The organism is Streptomyces sp. NPDC005774 (assembly GCF_042871645.1).
Taxonomy (GTDB): domain Bacteria; phylum Actinomycetota; class Actinomycetes; order Streptomycetales; family Streptomycetaceae; genus Streptomyces; species Streptomyces pratens.
In genome coordinates this window covers 1-17,707 of record NZ_JBIAIV010000004.1, presented here as the reverse complement: position 1 = coordinate 17,707, position 17,707 = coordinate 1, and the positions used below count along the sequence as shown (strand labels likewise).

The window sequence follows — 17,707 nt, the reverse complement described above, 5'->3', positions numbered from 1 at the left end:
CGGCGTCCGCGAATCGTCACCTCACGGTGGACACTTGCGCGTAGCTCGCGTGGGGGACAAGCGCTCCGACGGGCCGTTCGATTCGGGTGCCGGCGCACCCGGGTGCCGGGAGGACCGCCCGCGTCGCCGCAGCGGGGCCGTCGCCCACATCGTCAGGCCGACCAGGGAAAGGATCACCGCACCTCCGACGACGGTGGGGACTGCCACCATGAGAAAAAAGGTGAGCAGAAACTCCGCTCCCGCCGGCTCCTCGCCCATCGTGCTCCCGCCCTGCGCCATGAACACCACGACGCCGGCCGGCGGCGACCGGTTCCGGCCCGTCACGGAAGGACGCCGGCGGCACCCCACACCCCGGTCACGATTTGATTTCGGCCACCTGCATCCCTTGTTTCCCCCCGTGTAATCGTTTCCAATCCATGGTGCACAGCGATGTAATCGATTCCACGAGGAGGTGGAGGCGATGGCGGGCATCAAGGACGTCGCCGCCGACGCGGGCGTGTCCGTCGCGACGGTCTCACGGGTCCTGAACGACCATCCGTCGGTCAGCGCGGCCGCGCGCCGGCAGGTGCTGGCCGCCGTCGAGAGGCTGGGCTACCGTCCGAACGCCGTCGCCCGGTCGCTGCGCACCCACCAGACCCGCACCCTCGGTCTGGTGATCAGCGACGTGATGAACCCGTACTTCACCGAGCTGGCCCGCTCCGTCGAGGAGGAGGCCCGCGCGCTGGGCTACAGCGTCATCATCGGCAACGCCGACGAGCGGCCCGACCTCCAGGACCACCACGTCACGACCCTGCTGGACCGCCGTATCGACGGACTGCTGCTCTCCCCCACCGACGGCGGCTCGCCGCGGATGCTGGACGCCGCCCGCGCGGGGACGCCGATGGTCTTCGTCGACCGCTGGATCCCCGGCGTGGACGTGCCCGTGGTCCGGTCGGACGGGCGGAGTGCCGTACGGGACCTGGTGGCGCACCTGTACGGGCTCGGGCACCGGCGGCTCGCGATCATCGCGGGGCCGGCCGCCACCACGACCGGACGCGAGCGCGTCGACGCCTTCCGTGAGGCGCTCCGCGCGTACGGGCTGCCCCTCCCCGACGGCTACATCGGCCAGGGCGACTTCCAGGCCGACAGCGGCCGCCGGGTCACCGAGGGCTTCCTCGACCTGCCCGAGCCGCCCGAGGTCGTCTTCGCCGCCGACAACCTGATGGCGCTCGGCGCGCTGGACGCCGTACGCGCGCGGGGGCTGCGGGTTCCCGAGGACATCGGGCTCGCCGCGTTCGACGACATCCCCTGGTTCGTGCACACCGATCCGCCGGTCACCGCGATCGCCCAGCCCACGGGCGACCTCGGGCGGGCCGCCGTGCGCGCGCTGGTCGACCGGATCGAGGGGCGGCCCGGTGAGTCCGTCACCCTCCCCGCCCGGCTCGTCGTGCGCCGCTCATGCGGCGAACCGGCCCACGGACCGCCGGCACCCGGAGCCCCGGCAGCCGAACCCCCGGCACCCACCCAGTCCCCCGTACAAAGGAGTACGTCGTGAGCAACCCGGACGAGTTGCTGCGCATCGAGGGCATCCGCAAGACCTTCCCCGGCGTGGTCGCCCTCGACAGTGTCGACTTCGACCTGCGCCGCGGCGAGGTGCACGTGCTGCTCGGTGAGAACGGCGCGGGCAAGAGCACCCTCATCAAGATGCTGTCCGGCGCCTACACGCCCGACGAGGGCCGCATCCTGGTCGGCGGCAAGGAGGTGCGCATCCACGGTGCGCAGGACTCCGAGCGCCTCGGGATCGCCACCATCTACCAGGAGTTCAACCTCGTACCCGATCTGACGGTCGCCGAGAACATCTTCCTGGGGCGGCAGCCGCGCCGCTTCGGGATGATCGACCGCAAGAGGATGGAGGCCGACGCCGCCGTCCTCCTGGAGCGGGTCGGCGTCAACGTGTCGCCCTCCGCGCGGGTCCGCGAACTCGGCATCGCACGCCTGCAGATGGTCGAGATCGCCAAGGCGCTGAGCCTGGACACGCGGGTGCTGATCATGGACGAGCCGACCGCCGTGCTGACCTCCGAGGAGGTCGACAAGCTGTTCTCCATCGTGCGCAGGCTGCGCGAGGACGGCGTGGGCATCGTGTTCATCACGCACCACCTGGAGGAGATCGCCGCCCTCGGCGACCGGGTCACGGTCATCCGGGACGGCCGGAGCGTCGGTCAGGTCCCGGCCGGCACGCCCGAGGACGAACTCGTCCGCCTCATGGTGGGCCGGTCCATCGAGCAGCAGTACCCGCGCCGGCGGCCCGACGCCGGTGACACCCTGCTCCGGGTCGAGGGGCTCACCCGCGACGGCGTCTTCCACGACGTGAGCTTCCAGGTGCACGCCGGTGAGGTCGTCGGCATCGCCGGACTGGTGGGCGCCGGCCGGACCGAGGTCGTCCGCGCGGTGTTCGGCGCCGACCCGTACGACAGCGGGACCGTGACGGTCTCGGGCAGCGCGCTGCGCGCGCACGACGTCAACGCGGCGATGACGGCCGGAATGGGGCTCGTCCCCGAGGACCGCAAGGGCCAGGGCCTCGTCCTGGACGCCTCCGTCGAGGAGAACCTGGGCCTGGTGACGCTGCGCTCGGCCACCCGCGCGGGCCTCGTCGACCTCAAGGGCCAGCACACCGCGGCGGCCCGGATCGCCGAGCAGCTCGGGGTGCGGATGGCGGGCCTCGGCCAGCACGTGCGCACCCTCTCCGGCGGCAACCAGCAGAAGGTCGTCATCGGCAAGTGGCTGCTCGCCGACACCAAGGTGCTGATCCTCGACGAGCCGACGCGCGGGATCGACGTCGGCGCCAAGGTCGAGATCTACCAGCTGATCAACGAACTCACCGCGGCGGGCGCCGCCGTGCTGATGATCTCCAGTGACCTGCCCGAGGTGCTCGGCATGAGCGACCGGGTGCTGGTGATGGCCCAGGGCCGCATCGCGGGCGAACTGCCGGCCGAGGGCGCCACGCAGGACGCCGTGATGGCCCTCGCGGTCGGCACCGGCACCGGCACCGGCGCGGGCACCGACAGCAAGACCCGCAGCAAGAACGACGGCACCACCGACCGGACCGAACCCACCGGCCAGACCGACAAGGAGGGCCCCCGTGGCCACTGACACGCTCAAGAGCACCGGGGGCAAGGGCTCCGCCTCGGGCGGCCTGCGCCGCCTCCTGCTCGACAACGGGGCGCTCACCGCGCTCATCGTCCTCGTCATCGCCATGTCGGCGCTGTCCGGCGACTTCCTGACGGCCGACAACCTGCTCAACATCGGCGTGCAGGCGGCGGTCGTCGCGATCCTCGCCTTCGGTGTCACCTTCGTGATCGTCTCCGCGGGCATCGACCTGTCGGTCGGTTCGGTCGCCGCCCTGTCGGCCACCGTCCTCGCCTGGAGCGCCACCTCCGAGGGCGTCCCGGTGGTCCTCGCGGTGCTGCTGGCCATCGCCACCGGCATCGCGTGCGGCCTGGTCAACGGCATCCTGGTGTCGTACGGCAAGCTGCCGTCGTTCATCGCGACGCTCGCCATGCTGTCGGTGGCCCGCGGTCTGTCCCTGGTGATCTCCCAGGGCTCCCCGATCCCATTCCCCGACTCCGTCTCGCACCTCGGCGACACCCTCGGCGGCTGGCTGCCGGTGCCGGTGCTCGTGATGATCGTCATGGGCCTGATCACGGCGTTCATCCTCGGCCGCACGTACATCGGCCGTTCCATGTACGCCATCGGCGGCAACGAGGAGGCGGCCCGGCTGTCCGGGCTGCGGGTGAAGAGGCAGAAGCTCGCCATCTACGCGCTGTCCGGACTGTTCGCCGCCGCCGCGGGCATCGTGCTCGCCTCCCGGCTGTCCTCCGCCCAGCCGCAGGCCGCGCAGGGCTACGAACTCGACGCGATCGCCGCCGTCGTCATCGGCGGCGCCTCCCTCGCGGGCGGCACCGGCAAGGCGTCCGGGACGCTGATCGGCGCGCTGATCCTGGCGGTGCTCCGCAACGGCCTCAACCTCCTCTCCGTGTCCGCGTTCTGGCAGCAGGTCGTGATCGGCGTGGTCATCGCGCTGGCCGTGCTCCTGGACACCCTGCGCCGCAAGGCGGGGTCGACCCCGACCGCGTCCGGTGCGGCGGGCGGGGGCGACCGGAAGAAGCAGGCGGCGACCTATCTGCTCGCCGCGGTGGTCGCGGCGGCGATCGTCGGCGCGCTGTCCTTCCTGCACAACGGCTCCTCGGAGGGGAAGGCGCAGAAGGTCGGCCTGTCCGTGTCGACCCTCAACAACCCGTTCTTCGTGCAGATCAGGGACGGTGCTCAGGCGGAGGCGAAGAAGCAGGGCCTCGACCTGACCGTCACCGACGCGCAGAACGACGCCTCCCAGCAGGCCAACCAGCTGCAGAACTTCACCAGCGGCAGCCTCGACGCGATCATCGTCAACCCGGTGGACTCGGACGCGGCGGGGCCCGCGGTGCGCTCCGCCAACGAGGCGGACATCCCGGTCGTCGCCGTGGACCGCGGCGTCAACAAGGCCGAGACGTCCGCGCTGGTCGCCTCCGACAACGTGGCCGGCGGCCGGCAGGGCGCCGAGGCGCTCGCCGAGAAGCTGGGCGGCAAGGGCACCATCGTCATCCTTCAGGGCCAGGCGGGCACCTCCGCCAGCCGGGAGCGCGGCTCCGGCTTCGCCGAGGGGCTGAAGAAGTACCCGGGCATCAAGGTCGTCGCCAAGCAGCCCGCGGACTTCGACCGCACCAAGGGCCTCGACGTGATGACCAACCTGCTCCAGGCCCACCCCGACATCGACGGTGTGTTCGCCGAGAACGACGAGATGGCGCTCGGCGCGATCAAGGCACTCGGCTCCAAGGCCGGAAAGTCGGTCCAGGTCGTCGGCTTCGACGGCACGCCGGACGGCCTCAAGGCGGTCGAGCAGGGCACGCTGTACGCGTCCGTCGCGCAGCAGCCGCGCGAACTGGGCAGGATCGCAGTGGACAACGCGCTGCGCGCCGCCGAGGGCAAGAAGATCGACGAGACGGTGATGGTTCCGGTGAAGGTGGTCACGAAGGAGAACGTGGCCGAGTTCAGCGGCTGACACCGACGAGCGATCAGGACCGGGGGCGGTCGGTCATCCCGACCGGCCGCCCCCGGACAACCGTCCCCGGACGACCGCGCGACGACCGTATGACGACATGACGACCATGTGGGGAGCCATTCCATGTACGACTACGACCTGCTGGTCGTGGGGTCGGCCAACGCCGACCTGGTGATCGGCGTCGAGCGCCGGCCGGACGCCGGGGAGACGGTGCTCGGCTCCGACCTGGTCGTCCACCCGGGCGGCAAGGGCGCCAACCAGGCGGTCGCCGCCGCCCGGCTCGGCGCCCGGACGGCCCTGCTGGCCCGGGTCGGCGACGACGCGCACGGGCGGCTGCTGCTGGACTCGCAGCGGGCGGCCGGGGTCGACACGGTCGGCGTCCTGGTGGGCGGGGCGCCGACCGGCGTCGCGCTGATCACGGTGGACCCGTCCGGGGACAACAGCATCGTCGTCTCGCCGGGCGCCAACGGCCGGCTCACCCCCGGTGACGTACGGACCGCCGGGAGCCTCTTCCAGGCCGCCAAGGTGGTCTCCACTCAGTTGGAGATCCCGCTGGAGACGGTGGTGGAGGTGGCGCGTTCGCTGGCGCCGGACAGCAGGTTCGTGCTGAACCCGTCGCCGCCGCAGCGCCTGCCGGACGAGGTGCTGGCGGTCTGCGACCCGCTGATCGTCAACGAGCACGAGGCGAAGGTGATCCTCGGCGAGGGAGCACGTCCCGGCGAGGAGCCCGAGGACTGGGCGCGGCTGCTGCTCGCGAAGGGCCCCCGTTCGGTGGTGGTGACGCTGGGCGGCGAGGGCTCGCTGGTGGCCTCGGCCGACGGGATCTCCCGTATCCCCCCGGTGAAGGTGCGGGCCGTGGACACCACGGGGGCGGGCGACTCGTTCACCGCGGCGCTGGCCTGGCGGCTGGGGCTGGGCGAGTCCCTGGCCGAGGCGGCGGCGTACGCGGCCCGGGTGGGTGCGGTGACGGTCACCAGGGAGGGCGCGCAGGTGTCCTTCCCGACGGCCGAAGAGGTCGCGGCGCTGTGAGGAAGGACGGAATCCTGAACCGGCACCTGTGCGCCGCACTGGCCGAACTGGGCCACACGGACCGGGTGCTGGTGTGCGACGCGGGCATGCCGATCCCGGACGGGCCGCGCGTGGTGGACCTGGCGTTCCGGGCCGGAGTGCCGTCCTTCGCGGAGGTCCTGGAGGGGCTGCTGGCCGAGCTGGTGATCGAGGGCGCGACGGCCGCCACCGAGATCCGGCAGGCCAACCCGGCCGCCGCGGAGCTGCTGGCGGGCCACTTCCCCGCCCTAGACCTGGTCCCCCACGAACACCTCAAGGAGCTGACCGCCGGCGCCCGGCTCGTCGTCCGTACGGGCGAGGCCCGCCCGTACGCGAACGTGCTGCTGCGGTGCGGGGTGTTCTTCTGAGAGCCGGGGTCTCTCCGGGAGCGGAGTGTTCTTCCGGGAGCGGGCCCTGCCGTGCGTGGGGAAACTCCGACACGGAGAAAATTCGAGGGGGTCCGGTACGTGACCGGGCCCCCTCGATTCCCTCCCCCTGGTCCCTCCCCCGTCAGAACCTCTCGGATACCCCCCGGGTCCCCCCGCAGAAGTCCTGACAGCAAGTACGACCCGCGGGGTGCGGGGAGGGTTGCACGGTCTTAGCGAAAAACTTTCCCGGCCCTCAGCCGGGTGCGGGGGCGGAGGCGGAGGCGGGGGCGGATGCGGGGCTGGAGGTTCGCGGCACCGTCGTCGTGCCCGAGTCGTAGGGCATTGCCCCAAACATGTCCGGATCACGTCACATCGTGCTCAACGACGTTGCATCCGCGACGCGTTGTGCGACAGCATGTTCGAACAGGTTTGTGATGCGTACGTGACGCACGGGGGTGACACACGTGAAGTTCGACATGAGGTCCACGACCCTGTCGGATCTGGGCAAGAACACGGTCGGTTCGAGCACCGACCTGGGCACGTTGATCCGCATGCTCATCCAGGCGGCCGAGCCGCTGGAGGGCAAGTTCAACGGATCCGGAAAGGTTGCCTTCGACTCGTTCAAGACGCGTGCGGACGAGATCACCGCCGCCCTGAACGGCTCGCTCGGCGCGATCCTCGAAGGCCAGGGCGGTATGGACACCGCGTTCGGCACCGGTGACGTGGAACAGCAGGACAACGCCCAGAAGAACATGGGCGCGGCGAACTTCGACGCGGCCCGCTTCGGCGCGCGCTAGACCGCCGGCCGGGGCAGAGAACGACAATCACAGGGGGTTTTGACGATGGGCCAGAATCTGGACCGCCGCTCCTACGACACCGGCGCGTCGAGCGAGGTGCAGGGTGGCCTGCAGGGCATCGTCGGCCAGTTGGAGCGTGTACTGGCCGACCGCGACAAGGCCGTGAAGGCCGCCATGGCCGACTTCCAGGCCGACGGGGTCTCCGAGGAGTACCACGGCAAGGAACTGCGCTGGAACCGTGCGGCCGACGAGGTGCGCAGCATCATCCAGCTGGTCCGCACCACCCTCGAGGACAACGACGGGACGGCCCAGGCGACGATGGCGAAGGCGCGGGCGGCGGTCGACAACATCGGCTGACGCCGGCACGCCGGTGGGACGACGCCATACGGGGATACGGGGATACGGGGAATCCACATGACGGGGTGGGACATCTCGCCGTCCGGCGTGCAGCGCGTTCTCACGCGGACGGCGGAGGCGGCCGAGGGCCTCTCGGACACCGGGAAGGCCCTCCAGGAGACGCTGCCGAGCGCGGCGAAGTCCGCCGGCACGATCCAGCAGGGCGGCGTGGAGCGGAGCGGGGTCCAGGGCCCGGTCGCGGCGGCGCTGGGCGAGTTCTTCACCGCCTACCAGGAAAAGCTGATGTACGTCGCGGTGCGCACGTCGAACTCCCTCGACGGAGCGGCCACCGCGACCAACGCGTACGTCAAGGGCGACCTGGACATGGCCGCGCAGGCCCAGGCGAACGCGCTGAAGGAACCGAAGATCGACCTGCCGGGGGCGGGCGGGCAGCAGGGGGGCACGTGAGCGCGGACCTGATCGACCCGCAGAAGATCCCGCAGTTCACCGGCGACCTGGAGCAACTGGGCACGGACCACATGCTCCTGACGGGGGAAGCCCTCGTCTTCCGCCAGTCGGGCTCGGACGTCCACACCCGCTTCCAGGGGCTGTCGGCGTGCTACACGGCGCCGGAAGCGGAGCAGTTGTTCGCCACGACCGCGCCGGTGGCGGCCAAGGCGGACGAGTTCGCCGACGATCTGGAGAAGGCCGCGGCGGCCCTCAGCTCGTACGAGACGGAGATCCAGCCGCTCGTGGCCAGGCTGAAGAGCCTCAAGCGGCGTGCGGAAACCTTCCGGCACCAGATAGCGGGGGACGACGACTGGCGCGAGGACGACGACAACGTCCAGCTCAACAACGACCTGGTGTACGACGTCAACGCCACCGCGGAGGCCTTCTGGCTGGCGGAGATCGCCTGCCACAACGCGATCACCGCGCTGGTGGGCGGCTCGACGCTGATTCTCGAGGACGGTGCGGAGAAGCGCCTGGTGAAGCGCGGCACCAGCACCTACGGCTTCACCGCCGACCTGCTGAACCAGTCCGAGGAACTGCCCTGGGGCAGGACCGTGGAGAAGGAGCGGCACGGACTCGACTGGCTGGGCCACCAGGTGTGGGAGTTCGGCAAGGGATTCGTCGTCGACGGAGTGTGGGGCACGATCCAGGGCCTCGGCACCCTCGTCGGCTTCGACGGCTGGGACGCGGCGGGCGAGGCATGGAAAGGGCTCGGCAAGCTCGCGACCGGCGTACTCGTCACCGCGGTGCCCGTCGTCGGCGTCGCCTACTGGGCGATGCCCGAGGACAAGCTGCCCTCCTACCTGCGCGACTCCCGCAACGCGGTCAAGGAGACGGGCAAGGCGCTGGTCGCCTGGGACCAGTGGGGCGAGAACCCCGCACGCGCGAGCGGCGCGGTCACCTTCAACGTCCTGACCACGGTGTTCACCGGAGGCGCCGGAGCGGCGGCGAAAAGCGGCGCGGTGGCCCGCACGGTCGGCGCGCTCGGCAAGACGGCCCGACTGGTCGACCCCATGACGTACCTCGGCAAGGCGGCGACGTTCGGCACGGTCAAGGTCGCCGACCTGTTCGCCGGCCTGCGGGGCGTGCAGGCGGGCGCCTACACCGACATCCTCTCCGGCGCGGGGCGCGTCCAGCCCGACGGCAGCGTGGTCCGGGTCGCCGACGACACGCCGGTCATCCGCGACAACGTCGTGGAGTGGCCCGACGGAACCCGGCTGAACCTGGACGACGGCTCGGTCGTCCGCGCGGACGGGACGGCGGCCCCGGCCAAGGTGGAACTGTCGGCGGTGGACCGGGAGTTGCTGGAGCGGAGCCTGCCGCACGAGGAGGGTGCACTCGTCGGGGCGGGCGACCGGGCAGGCACACACGCCGCCGGGGGCACGGCGGCCCACGTCGGCGGCGACGCGACGGGGCGGGTCAGCGGGAACACGGCGGCGACCGCGCACGTCGGTGAGCACGCCGGGGCGCGCGGCACGGACACGGTGCCCGCACGCGACACGGGCGGACATGCGGCGGGCGGCGACCACGGGCACGCGGGCGGCGACGGGACCGGCGGTGGCCGAGTTCCCGCCCAGTACGGCGGGACCGGGGGCGGCAATGGAGGCGCAGACGGCCCGGGCGGATCACCGTCCGGCAGCCGCGATCCACTGGATGTCGAACGCGAGATCATGCGCCGACAGGTCGAACGGGCCAACAACGACCCCGAGTGGTTCAAGAAGCACTACCGCGAGAACGGATACCGTTGCGACACGACCTCCGAGGGCGGATACGGCCAGGCCGTACCCCAGATCACGCGCAACCCGTTCGCGCCGCCCAAATGGATCGCGGCCAGTGACATGCCTCCGGCGATCAAGGAAAGCTATGTGCGTCCGGATCCCATCGAGGGCAAGCCGGCGGATCTCCCCGACGAGACTCGGGACTACCTGAACGAACAGGCCGCCAAGCGGGACACGGCCGTCAAAGCCGACAACGCGGCGGAGGACGCCCTCAAAGCCGCAGAGAGGGCCTACGCCGCCAACCCCACGGACGAGCTGGCCGCCGCGAGGGATCTCGCCGACAGGACACACTCACCGATCCATGGCGACGCGAACCGGCAGAGCGAACTGCTCGGCGAGCACGCCGCCGAGCGCCATGCGATACCCGAGCACTACAAGGGTGCGATGCGTCTGGACGACGGGGCGTTCGGCAACAACCGGTTCGACCAGGTGTACCGAACGACAGACGGCCGGTACGTCGTTGTCGAGGCGAAGGGGTCCACGACGGCCTCTCTCGGAGTACGCAAGGGGCACAGCAATCGACTGGTGACACAGGGGACGAAGGAGTACTTTGAAACAATCCTGAAGGAAATGGAAAAGAGGGCTAATAGAAACGAAAGAAAGGGAATGAAATCTGGAGATGCAGATCTACTCAAATCAGCAAAGGCGGAACGCAAGCTAGCCGACGACCTGAATAAGGCACTCGAAAAAAAGCAAGTAGACTACGTCCTCGTAAAGGCTAAGCCCGACGGCATCAAGTACGCCGGATATGAAATGCTGCAGTTCAACATAACGAAATGAGGAAATTGTACGTGGTGACGATTATTTCACGTCCTGAAATGGAGGGCAGCCACTCAATTCCGGACGCATTCCGCGAAAAACTGAACACTCGCACGCTCGCGAAGATCAAAGACCTCGAGGAGTACCCGGATAGCTTCGGGTTGACCTTCAGTAGCGCACTGAGTACGGCTAAGCTGCAGACCCTCGATGATCCCGCCGCCGACAAGTTGGAGACGTGGGAGGCCTGGGTCATGGCTATGCAAGTCGGGTCTGCCCTGTTCGCCTCGGCTACCGCTCCGGAGGGCTCGACCGTCGAGTGCATGATCGGCCATGAGGTACGGACGATCCCCGCCGTGGGGATCACGCATTTCGTGGACGCCGGTACCTGGCTGGAGGCCTTCTGGCTGGCCGTCGTCTGCCGGGACCAGGCGCGCATGACGCAGCTGTGCGAGGTGCCGATCGAGACGCTGCGCGCCTCCGGCGCCGTGTTCGAGGAGTACATCTACCACTGGGTCGACACCCTCCAGACGTACTGGCTGGAGCGGCCCGGCCTCGGAGACAAGCTCGTCGCCGCGTTCGACGGGACCGACCCGGACCGGCTGCGGTTCCTCGACCGCGAGACGATGCTCAAGGTCCTGTATCCGCCGATCAACCTCTTTTACCGCTTCATCGGACAGGACCCCGACCAGTTCAACGAGGCCCTGATCCAGGCACTCCAACTCCACAGGGAATACTGGAACGCCGACCCCGACCGTGAGGAATCCGGCGAGGGCGACATCCCCCTCGCGACCCTCGCCCTCACCTGCCTCGCCCACGACGCCGGCCGACCCATCGAGGTCGAATCGGAGTACCTGCCCGAGCACCTGCTCAAGCGCAGCTGGCTGGGCGAATTCCCCACGTGAGACAGGTGACCGGCATGACCGCTCACCCGCCTCCATACGGTGACGGCTGCGGGTGACCCTACTGCTGGAAGGACAGCGGCAACGACGGGCCGTGGACGAGCAAGGGGGCTCCACACATCATCGCGGAGCGACTGCGTCGGGTACGGGCAGCGAAAGGTCCACCCGCCCGCTGGAATACTGCTTGACCGCCTCAGAAGGGCAGAGCTCTGCACGTGAACGACGAGCTCGAAACCTTCATACGTATGGTGCTTGACGCTGTGCAGGGCGTCGAAGGTGACCACGGTGCCGTCCAGATCCAGCGAGGTTCAGTGATCACGAGTGTTCCGCGCCATGACTTCCGCACGGACAACGCGGCCGAGGCCATGGCGCCGCTCGTTGATGGGACACGCCGGGTTCTCGACCGACTGGAAAGGTCGGAGATGTCCCGCCATCGGGCGCTGAGCAGCACCCTGACCATGGCGAAGTGGCGCTGCCTGACGGATCCCGAAGCAGCCGGACTTGAGACGTGGGAGGCCTGGGTCACCGCCATGCAGGTCGGCTGCGCCCTGTTCGACTCTGCCACAGCCGCCGAGGGGCCCGTACCGTGCCGCATCGGAAGCGCGGGCGAGGTGAAGAACCTGCCTGCGACGGGGCCGACGCCTTACACGCATGCGGGGACGTGGCTCACATCGGTCTATCTGGCGACGATCTGCCGCGAGAACGATCGTCTCGATCGCCTGATGCAGGTACCTGTGTCGTTCCTTCGCGCCTCTGTTCCCGAGGGCGCGGTTTTCGACGATCATGTCTACGACTGGGTGGAGGCTCTCCAGAGCTACTGGGCCGGTCGGGCACCGGAAATGTGGGACAAACTGGTATCAGCGGTCAAAGGCGCCGATCCCGAGCGGGAGGGCGTCACGGACAAGGAAATGATGCTGAAGATCCTTCATCCGCCGCTCGAACTCTTCCATCGCTTCCAGCTACGGGAAATTGACCAGTTCAACAGTGCACTGGTTGACGCCGTCACCGGGCACAAGCAGTACTGGGCCGGCGACGCGGCGCGCGCCCTGAGCGGTGACGGCCTGGTGGCCCTCGCTCCCCTCGCGTTGGCCTGTACGGCTTACGACAACGAATTCCCGGTCGAGGTCGAGTCCGGGTACTTGCCCAAGCATCTGCTGAGGCGTTCATGGGTCGGCGAGTTCGAGACATGATCCGCGTTCTCCGCGAGGCAGACGGCCGCAGATCGTGACAGCTCAGGGTTACGACAACCAGCTCCTCGATCCCGTAGCCGTGCGTCGACGGCGGTTGCGGACGCGTTGCTCTCCGGTGTGCAGCGGGAGTGCGTGCGCGTGCCCGGTGTGCGCGGCGGGCTGCCCGCCCCGGTCGGCACCGCGGTCCCGGTGATGCGGCTGGACGCGCACCATGTGGTCGAGCTCCGCGATGCACGGGCCACACGCGTACACGTCTCCACCAGGTGCAGCACTGAGCGGGAGAGCCGGTCGAGCCTGGTCACCTTTAGCGTGTCGCCCTCGCGCATTAGCTGCATGACGAGATCGAGCTTGGGGCGGGAGGCTTTTGCGCCGCTGGCGACGTCGATGTGGATGTTGTCGCGGTCGACGCCGTTGCGGAGAAGCGCGTCGATCTGGTGGTCGGGGTTCTGGTCGGCCGTCGAAGTGCGGCAGTAGCCAAGGAGCATGCCGGAAACTACCCTGCCGACCGTCCACCGACGTTGATTTCCGACGCGAGTTGTCGACAGTGCCCACCTGTGGGTTCTTGATCACTTGAGGGCGCCATCGTTTGCCGACGCTTTCGGGCCCGGCCTCGACTGCTGATCCGGGGTGTCCCGTATCGCGTTTCCGTCGGACCCGCGCATCCGGCAGCAGCAGACGTCCAGCGCTGAGCAGTCAGCGCCAGCCCACCAAGATCATCGCTTGGCGGACTGGCGCATCTGCGCCGTGCCCCGCTTCAGATGCAGATCACGATCTTTCCGCGTGTGCGTCCGCGCTCGGCGTGCGCGTGGGCGTCGGCGATCCGCTCCAGGGGGTAGGTCTGGTCGATACGGGGTGTGTAACGGCCTTGCCGGCCCAGCTTCGCGGCCGCGGACAGGAGGGTGGAGTCGTTCTCCGCGTTGACCACATGCGTGCCCAGGCGCTGCCCGCCTGCGTGGTCGGCGACCGTCGCGACGCGTGTCGGGTCGCCCGTGATCGCGACGAGGTCGTCCAGGGATCCGGAGGCCGCGGTGTCGAGCGCGATGTCGACGCCGTGCGGAGCGAGAGCGGAGAGGCGCTGCGCGAGGCCGGGGCCGTAGGTGGTGGGAACGGCGCCGAGAGAGGTGAGGAACTCGTGGTTGCGTTCGCTGGCTGTCCCGATCACGGTGGCACCTTGTGCCACAGCGATCTCGACTGCCGCGCTGCCCACGCCTCCGGCGGCTCCTTCGACGAGAAGGGTGCGTCCCGCGAGGGAGCCGAGCGCGTTCAGGCCACGCATCGCGGTCACGGACGCGAGGCCGGCGCCCGCGGCCTGCTCATCGTTCCACGTGTCGGGGGCGTGGGCCCAGGCGGAGAGGATGACCAGTTCTGCGGTTGCGCCGGTGACACCGCCCAGCCCGAAGACGCGGTCGCCGATGCTCACCCCCTGCACTCCGTCACCGATTTCGTCGACCACGCCGGCGGCGTCGCGCCCGGGGATGGCGGGTAGCTCCAAGGGAATCAGCTGGTGCAGGGTGCCAGCGCGCAGCTTCCAGTCGATGGGATTGACGCTGGCCGCCGCGACGCGGACACGGATCTCACCAAGTCCGGGGTGGGGGTCGGGGGCCTGCTCGATCACCAGGCTCTCCGCTCCGCCGTATTCATGGAAGCGGGCTGCACGCATAATGTCCTGCCTTACCTTTATAGGTCGAAATGATGGTGTTCATTCGACGCCCGTTACTGCAAATCTGACATTGACTTGAGGTGCGGCAAGCCGACTGCCTTCCGGCCAGAGGAGGACGGTGAGGATCGGTGAGGTTGTCGAGCAGTCGGGCAGCCACCCGCCCCGACAACCACGATCCTGCCCATCGTCGGAATACCTCCCGTTGAGTCGACGCTCCGGAAGATATCCAGAAGGTCGGTCACCAGCTGGATACCAAGACCTGAGACGGGAGACCCTCAATGACACAACGGCCACCGCTGCCATCCGACTTGTTCGACGAGCTGTGCCCGTCCTCGCTGCTGCCTTTCCGCTTCGGTGACAAATGGGCACCCATGGTCCTTCGTTGCCTGGACGACGGCCCGCGCAGATACTCCGAACTCCGCGTACCACTGAGTCGCGTCACCCCGAAGTCGCTCACCCAGTCGCTCCGCGGCTTGGAGCGGAACGGGTTCGTGTCACGCACCGTGCACGCCGACCCGAAACTGCGGGTGGAGTACGCGCTGACACCGCTGGGCCGCAGCATGCTGGAGCCGCTGGCCGCCGCGTGCCGATGGGCGGCCGAGCACTGGGACGAGCTACTCGACGCCCGCGAGGGCGGCATCTCCTCCATCGGCTGACTCGAACCTGCGTTGACGCGTGCCGCACCGGACGAGCCGCACCTCTGTGTTGACTCGGGGAATCGCCAACAGCGGTGTCCGCAGCACCGGGGAGCTGCTGTCCACCGTGAAGTTCATGGTGCAGACCCTCGCCGCCGGTGAGCTCCAGCGTGAGTTGACTTACGACGGGCTGAGGGCGGCCGAGGCCAAGGGCAACTAGGGTGGCCGCCGCCCGGCCGTAGTGGCGGGGAAGGTGGACGCCGTGCGCACCGCGTATCCGGAAGGCCGCTCCATCGCCGCCCTCGCCCGCGACCACGACGTCAGCCGCGGCGCCATCCGAACCGCCGTCGCCGACCTCCTGCCCGAGTACACGGCCGCTGCTCCGGACGCCCCGGCCCCAGAGCTGTCGGTCGCCCTCGACATGCCCGGCAAGGTCGCCGACTTCCTCCGCGCGGCCGACCTGGAGCCCGCCGAGCGTGCCACGCTCGACCAGGGCGTCACCGTACAGCGCGGCCAGGGCTACACCCTGCGCGTCACCGCCGTGCCCACGATCCACTGCCGGCTCCTCGACGGCAGCCCAGGAACCTCGGCGGTCCCGCGGGCGACACCCCGTAGCGGGTCACCCGGGCTCCAAGATCACCCCGTGGCGGGTTTCTGGCGTATCTGGGTCACACCCCCGAAGGGGGCCGGAATCCACGGACCTCACGGCAGAACTGCCCCGGCCCTCCAGGGCAGAGGACTGATCATCGCCGTTTGCGGCTGGGTTGGGTCGGGCCGGGGCGCGGTACTGGCCTTGCGACCAGCCCGTTTCCCCGACCCGCCCGCCGCACCCGCCGTGCGTGTCTCCACGCAACGGGCGCTCCACGTGCCTTGGCCGGTGGTCAGCCGCTGATGTTGGCGGCTGCCGGTCGTGGTGTCCACGGGGTCGGGATATTGCTGCCGCGGTAGCGGTAGCGGATCACTTTGACGCTGGATGCGCCGGTGAACTCGACTCCGTCGCAGATGAGCTTCCAACTGCCCGGTCGGCAGAACCGGCGGCGCAGTTCCCTCCAGCTGAGTCGGGAGTGCTTGTGGAAGATCCAGCGGACGATGCGATGCCACGCGTGGTCATCGACCGTGCTGAACACCGCCTTCGACACCCCGTGCCGGAAGTAGTTCGCCCACCCGCGCAAGGTGCGGTTGAGGCTGGCCAGCAGCTCGTCCACGTCCCTGTGCAGGTCTGATCTGCGTGTTCTGTCTTTCACCTTGTCCTTGATCGATTGGATCGCCTTCTTGGACGGCTTGGTGTAGACGTAGTGCTTCTGCGTTCCCCGCTTCCGCTGCCTGCGGATGTGGAAGCCGAGGAAGTCGAAGCCCTCATCGATATGGACCACCTGGGTCTTCTCCGGTGCCAGCCGCAGCCCCAACGGGGCGAGCACGCCGGCCACCTCCTCGCGCAGGCCCTCGGCATGGCGGCGTTCCCCGGAGACCATCAGAACGAAGTCGTCCGCGAAACGAATCAGCCGCCAGTTGCCCAGTCCGTGCTTCCTGCGCGTGACCCGCCGCTTGTAGCTGCCCATCTCCTGCTGCCACTGCCGGGCGAAGTACTCGTCCAGCGCGGACAGCGCGATGTTGGCCAGCAGCGGGGAGAGGATCCCGCCTTGCGGGGTCCCGGTCAGCGTCTCCTCCCGGTCCCCGGAGGTCGTCATGACCCCGGATTTCAGGAACGCCTTCACCAGCGTGCAGACGCGCTTGTCCTTGATCCTCGCCCGCAGGCGGTCCATCAGGGCCGTGTGATCGATCTCGTCGAAGCACGCCTTGATGTCTGCCTCCAGGACCCAGTGGAACTTGTTGGCCCCGGAAGACAGGTGGTGGATCTCGGCAATCGCATCATGCGCCCGCCGGTTGGGGCGGAACCCGTACGAGCACGGCAGAAAGTCCGCCTCGAAGATGGGTTCGAGCACTGCCTTGAGGCTGGCCTGGACCACCCGGTCGGCGACCGTGGGGATCCCCAGCGCGCGGAGCTTGCCGCTCGCCTTCGGGATCATCACCTGTCGCACTTCGACCGGCTCGAACGCGCCCGACTTCAGCGCGTCCCTGATGTGTTCCAGGAACGCCTCGACCCCGATCCAGGTCTCGATCAGGGCCACCGTGGCCCGGTCGATTCCTGGGGTCCTCGCCCCGGTGTTGGTGGCCACGCGTTCCCACGCGTGCACCAGAAACGCCGGGTCGTATACGAGGTTGAACAGGTCACCGAACCGTCGGGAGTCGTCTTCTCCCGCCCATCGGCGCAACTTGATCTGCATCTCCCGTACCGCGAAATGAGCCGAGTCAGGACCCGGCCACCTCACGGCGCCGGTATTCACCGGCGCTTCTTCGGGCATTGCACTCCTCTCCTTGCTTGGCACACTGCCGTCCTTCCCCCTGTGCCGGGCTCTCCCCGGCTCCGAGTACTACGACGGCTCCGCCCCGCTCGCCCCATCGGCAGGCATCGTGCCTATCCCTGTTGTCCGGCCTGGCTGGCCGGGTCGCGGGGAGTGGACACAAGCGGTTCCCACGTTCACTGCTGTTCGGTTGACGGGTTAGCGGTGGTCCGTTGTGATCGGGTCGGAGCCTATGGCGGTAGGTAGAGGTTGATGCCGTAGCCGCCGGCCAGGCTGGTGGTGAGCCGGTCG

The 17,707-nt window shown here is 69.0% G+C and carries 17 protein-coding genes; 14 read left to right on the top strand and 3 right to left on the bottom strand.

Features of this window, described 5'->3' with window-relative positions:
- Window positions 1-460 precede the first annotated feature (460 nt).
- The 11 genes from ACFYQA_RS05400 (at window position 461) to ACFYQA_RS05350 (ending at window position 12,758) form a co-directional block, all read left to right on the top strand.
- A complete protein-coding gene (locus tag ACFYQA_RS05400) occupies window positions 461-1,534 on the top strand; it encodes a LacI family DNA-binding transcriptional regulator (RefSeq protein WP_388911852.1) in 1,074 nt (357 codons plus the stop codon).
- The gene (locus ACFYQA_RS05395; RefSeq protein ID WP_388911849.1) at window positions 1,531-3,129 is read left to right on the top strand and encodes a sugar ABC transporter ATP-binding protein; all 1,599 of its coding nucleotides are present in this window, start codon (window positions 1,531-1,533) and stop codon (window positions 3,127-3,129) included. The genes ACFYQA_RS05400 and ACFYQA_RS05395 overlap by 4 nt, the downstream gene beginning before the upstream one ends.
- Window positions 3,119-5,074, top strand: coding sequence for a substrate-binding domain-containing protein (locus tag ACFYQA_RS05390; RefSeq protein ID WP_388911847.1), 1,956 nt, complete (start codon window positions 3,119-3,121; stop codon window positions 5,072-5,074). Before ACFYQA_RS05395 ends, ACFYQA_RS05390 begins: the two co-directional genes overlap by 11 nt.
- Window positions 5,075-5,197: 123 nt before the next feature.
- Window positions 5,198-6,103, top strand: coding sequence for a ribokinase (locus ACFYQA_RS05385; protein WP_388911844.1), 906 nt, complete (start codon window positions 5,198-5,200; stop codon window positions 6,101-6,103).
- Entirely contained in the window at window positions 6,100-6,489 is a 390-nt protein-coding gene (gene rbsD / locus ACFYQA_RS05380; RefSeq protein ID WP_388911841.1) for a D-ribose pyranase, read from the top strand. Before ACFYQA_RS05385 ends, rbsD begins: the two co-directional genes overlap by 4 nt.
- Window positions 6,490-6,953: 464 nt before the next feature.
- Complete coding sequence (locus ACFYQA_RS05375) at window positions 6,954-7,286, top strand: hypothetical protein (protein ID WP_388911838.1); 333 nt, start codon at window positions 6,954-6,956, stop codon at window positions 7,284-7,286.
- 45 nt (window positions 7,287-7,331) lie between these two features.
- Entirely contained in the window at window positions 7,332-7,643 is a 312-nt protein-coding gene (locus ACFYQA_RS05370; RefSeq protein ID WP_055574214.1) for a pore-forming ESAT-6 family protein, read from the top strand.
- 57 nt (window positions 7,644-7,700) lie between these two features.
- Complete coding sequence (locus ACFYQA_RS05365; protein ID WP_386394850.1) at window positions 7,701-8,090, top strand: DUF6507 family protein; 390 nt, start codon at window positions 7,701-7,703, stop codon at window positions 8,088-8,090.
- The gene (locus ACFYQA_RS05360; protein WP_388911834.1) at window positions 8,087-10,690 is read left to right on the top strand and encodes a hypothetical protein; all 2,604 of its coding nucleotides are present in this window, start codon (window positions 8,087-8,089) and stop codon (window positions 10,688-10,690) included. The genes ACFYQA_RS05365 and ACFYQA_RS05360 overlap by 4 nt, the downstream gene beginning before the upstream one ends.
- A 38-nt stretch (window positions 10,691-10,728) precedes the next feature.
- Window positions 10,729-11,571: an immunity 49 family protein gene (locus tag ACFYQA_RS05355; protein ID WP_388912375.1), complete on the top strand. Its 843-nt coding sequence runs from the start codon at window positions 10,729-10,731 to the stop codon at window positions 11,569-11,571.
- 212 nt (window positions 11,572-11,783) lie between these two features.
- On the top strand, window positions 11,784-12,758 hold the full coding sequence (locus ACFYQA_RS05350; RefSeq protein WP_388911831.1) for an immunity 49 family protein: 975 nt from the start codon (window positions 11,784-11,786) through the stop codon (window positions 12,756-12,758).
- Here ACFYQA_RS05350 and ACFYQA_RS05345 read toward each other — a convergent pair.
- Window positions 12,668-13,243, bottom strand: a complete 576-nt coding sequence (locus ACFYQA_RS05345; protein ID WP_388911828.1) for a recombinase family protein — start codon at window positions 13,241-13,243, stop codon at window positions 12,668-12,670. The two genes, ACFYQA_RS05350 and ACFYQA_RS05345, sit on opposite strands and share 91 nt — an antisense overlap.
- Before the next feature lie 269 nt (window positions 13,244-13,512).
- Window positions 13,513-14,418 carry an NADP-dependent oxidoreductase gene (locus ACFYQA_RS05340; protein ID WP_388911825.1) on the bottom strand — a complete coding sequence of 302 codons (906 nt, stop codon included), beginning with the start codon at window positions 14,416-14,418 and terminating at the stop codon, window positions 13,513-13,515.
- 278 nt (window positions 14,419-14,696) lie between these two features.
- On the opposite strand from ACFYQA_RS05340, the gene ACFYQA_RS05335 reads away from it, so the two are divergent.
- From ACFYQA_RS05335 to ACFYQA_RS05325, 3 genes are read left to right on the top strand one after another with little or no spacing between them, the layout of a single operon-like run.
- On the top strand, window positions 14,697-15,074 hold the full coding sequence (locus ACFYQA_RS05335) for a winged helix-turn-helix transcriptional regulator (protein WP_388911821.1): 378 nt from the start codon (window positions 14,697-14,699) through the stop codon (window positions 15,072-15,074).
- Between the two features lie 46 nt (window positions 15,075-15,120).
- A complete protein-coding gene (locus tag ACFYQA_RS05330; RefSeq protein WP_388911819.1) occupies window positions 15,121-15,273 on the top strand; it encodes a hypothetical protein in 153 nt (50 codons plus the stop codon).
- A gap of 42 nt (window positions 15,274-15,315) precedes the next feature.
- Entirely contained in the window at window positions 15,316-15,945 is a 630-nt protein-coding gene (locus ACFYQA_RS05325) for a hypothetical protein (protein WP_388911816.1), read from the top strand.
- On the opposite strand, the gene ltrA is transcribed toward ACFYQA_RS05325, so the two are convergent.
- Window positions 15,935-17,338: a group II intron reverse transcriptase/maturase gene (gene ltrA / locus ACFYQA_RS05320; protein WP_388911813.1), complete on the bottom strand. Its 1,404-nt coding sequence runs from the start codon at window positions 17,336-17,338 to the stop codon at window positions 15,935-15,937. The two genes, ACFYQA_RS05325 and ltrA, sit on opposite strands and share 11 nt — an antisense overlap.
- Between the last annotated feature and the right edge of the window lie 369 nt (window positions 17,339-17,707).

What these genes read in the sequence shown, in the direction of transcription:
- ACFYQA_RS05400 (WP_388911852.1), top strand. Translation starts at nt 461, where the DNA reads ATGGCGGGCATCAAGGACGTCGCCGCCGACGCGGGCGTGTCCGTCGCG.
- ACFYQA_RS05385 (WP_388911844.1), top strand. Translation starts at nt 5,198, where the DNA reads ATGTACGACTACGACCTGCTGGTCGTGGGGTCGGCCAACGCCGACCTG.
- ACFYQA_RS05370 (WP_055574214.1), top strand. Translation starts at nt 7,332, where the DNA reads ATGGGCCAGAATCTGGACCGCCGCTCCTACGACACCGGCGCGTCGAGC.
- ACFYQA_RS05365 (WP_386394850.1), top strand. Translation starts at nt 7,701, where the DNA reads ATGACGGGGTGGGACATCTCGCCGTCCGGCGTGCAGCGCGTTCTCACG.
- ACFYQA_RS05355 (WP_388912375.1), top strand. Translation starts at nt 10,729, where the DNA reads ATGGAGGGCAGCCACTCAATTCCGGACGCATTCCGCGAAAAACTGAAC.
- ACFYQA_RS05345 (WP_388911828.1), bottom strand. Translation starts at nt 13,243, where the DNA reads ATGCTCCTTGGCTACTGCCGCACTTCGACGGCCGACCAGAACCCCGAC.
- ACFYQA_RS05340 (WP_388911825.1), bottom strand. Translation starts at nt 14,418, where the DNA reads ATGCGTGCAGCCCGCTTCCATGAATACGGCGGAGCGGAGAGCCTGGTG.
- ACFYQA_RS05335 (WP_388911821.1), top strand. Translation starts at nt 14,697, where the DNA reads ATGACACAACGGCCACCGCTGCCATCCGACTTGTTCGACGAGCTGTGC.
- ltrA (WP_388911813.1), bottom strand. Translation starts at nt 17,338, where the DNA reads ATGCAGATCAAGTTGCGCCGATGGGCGGGAGAAGACGACTCCCGACGG.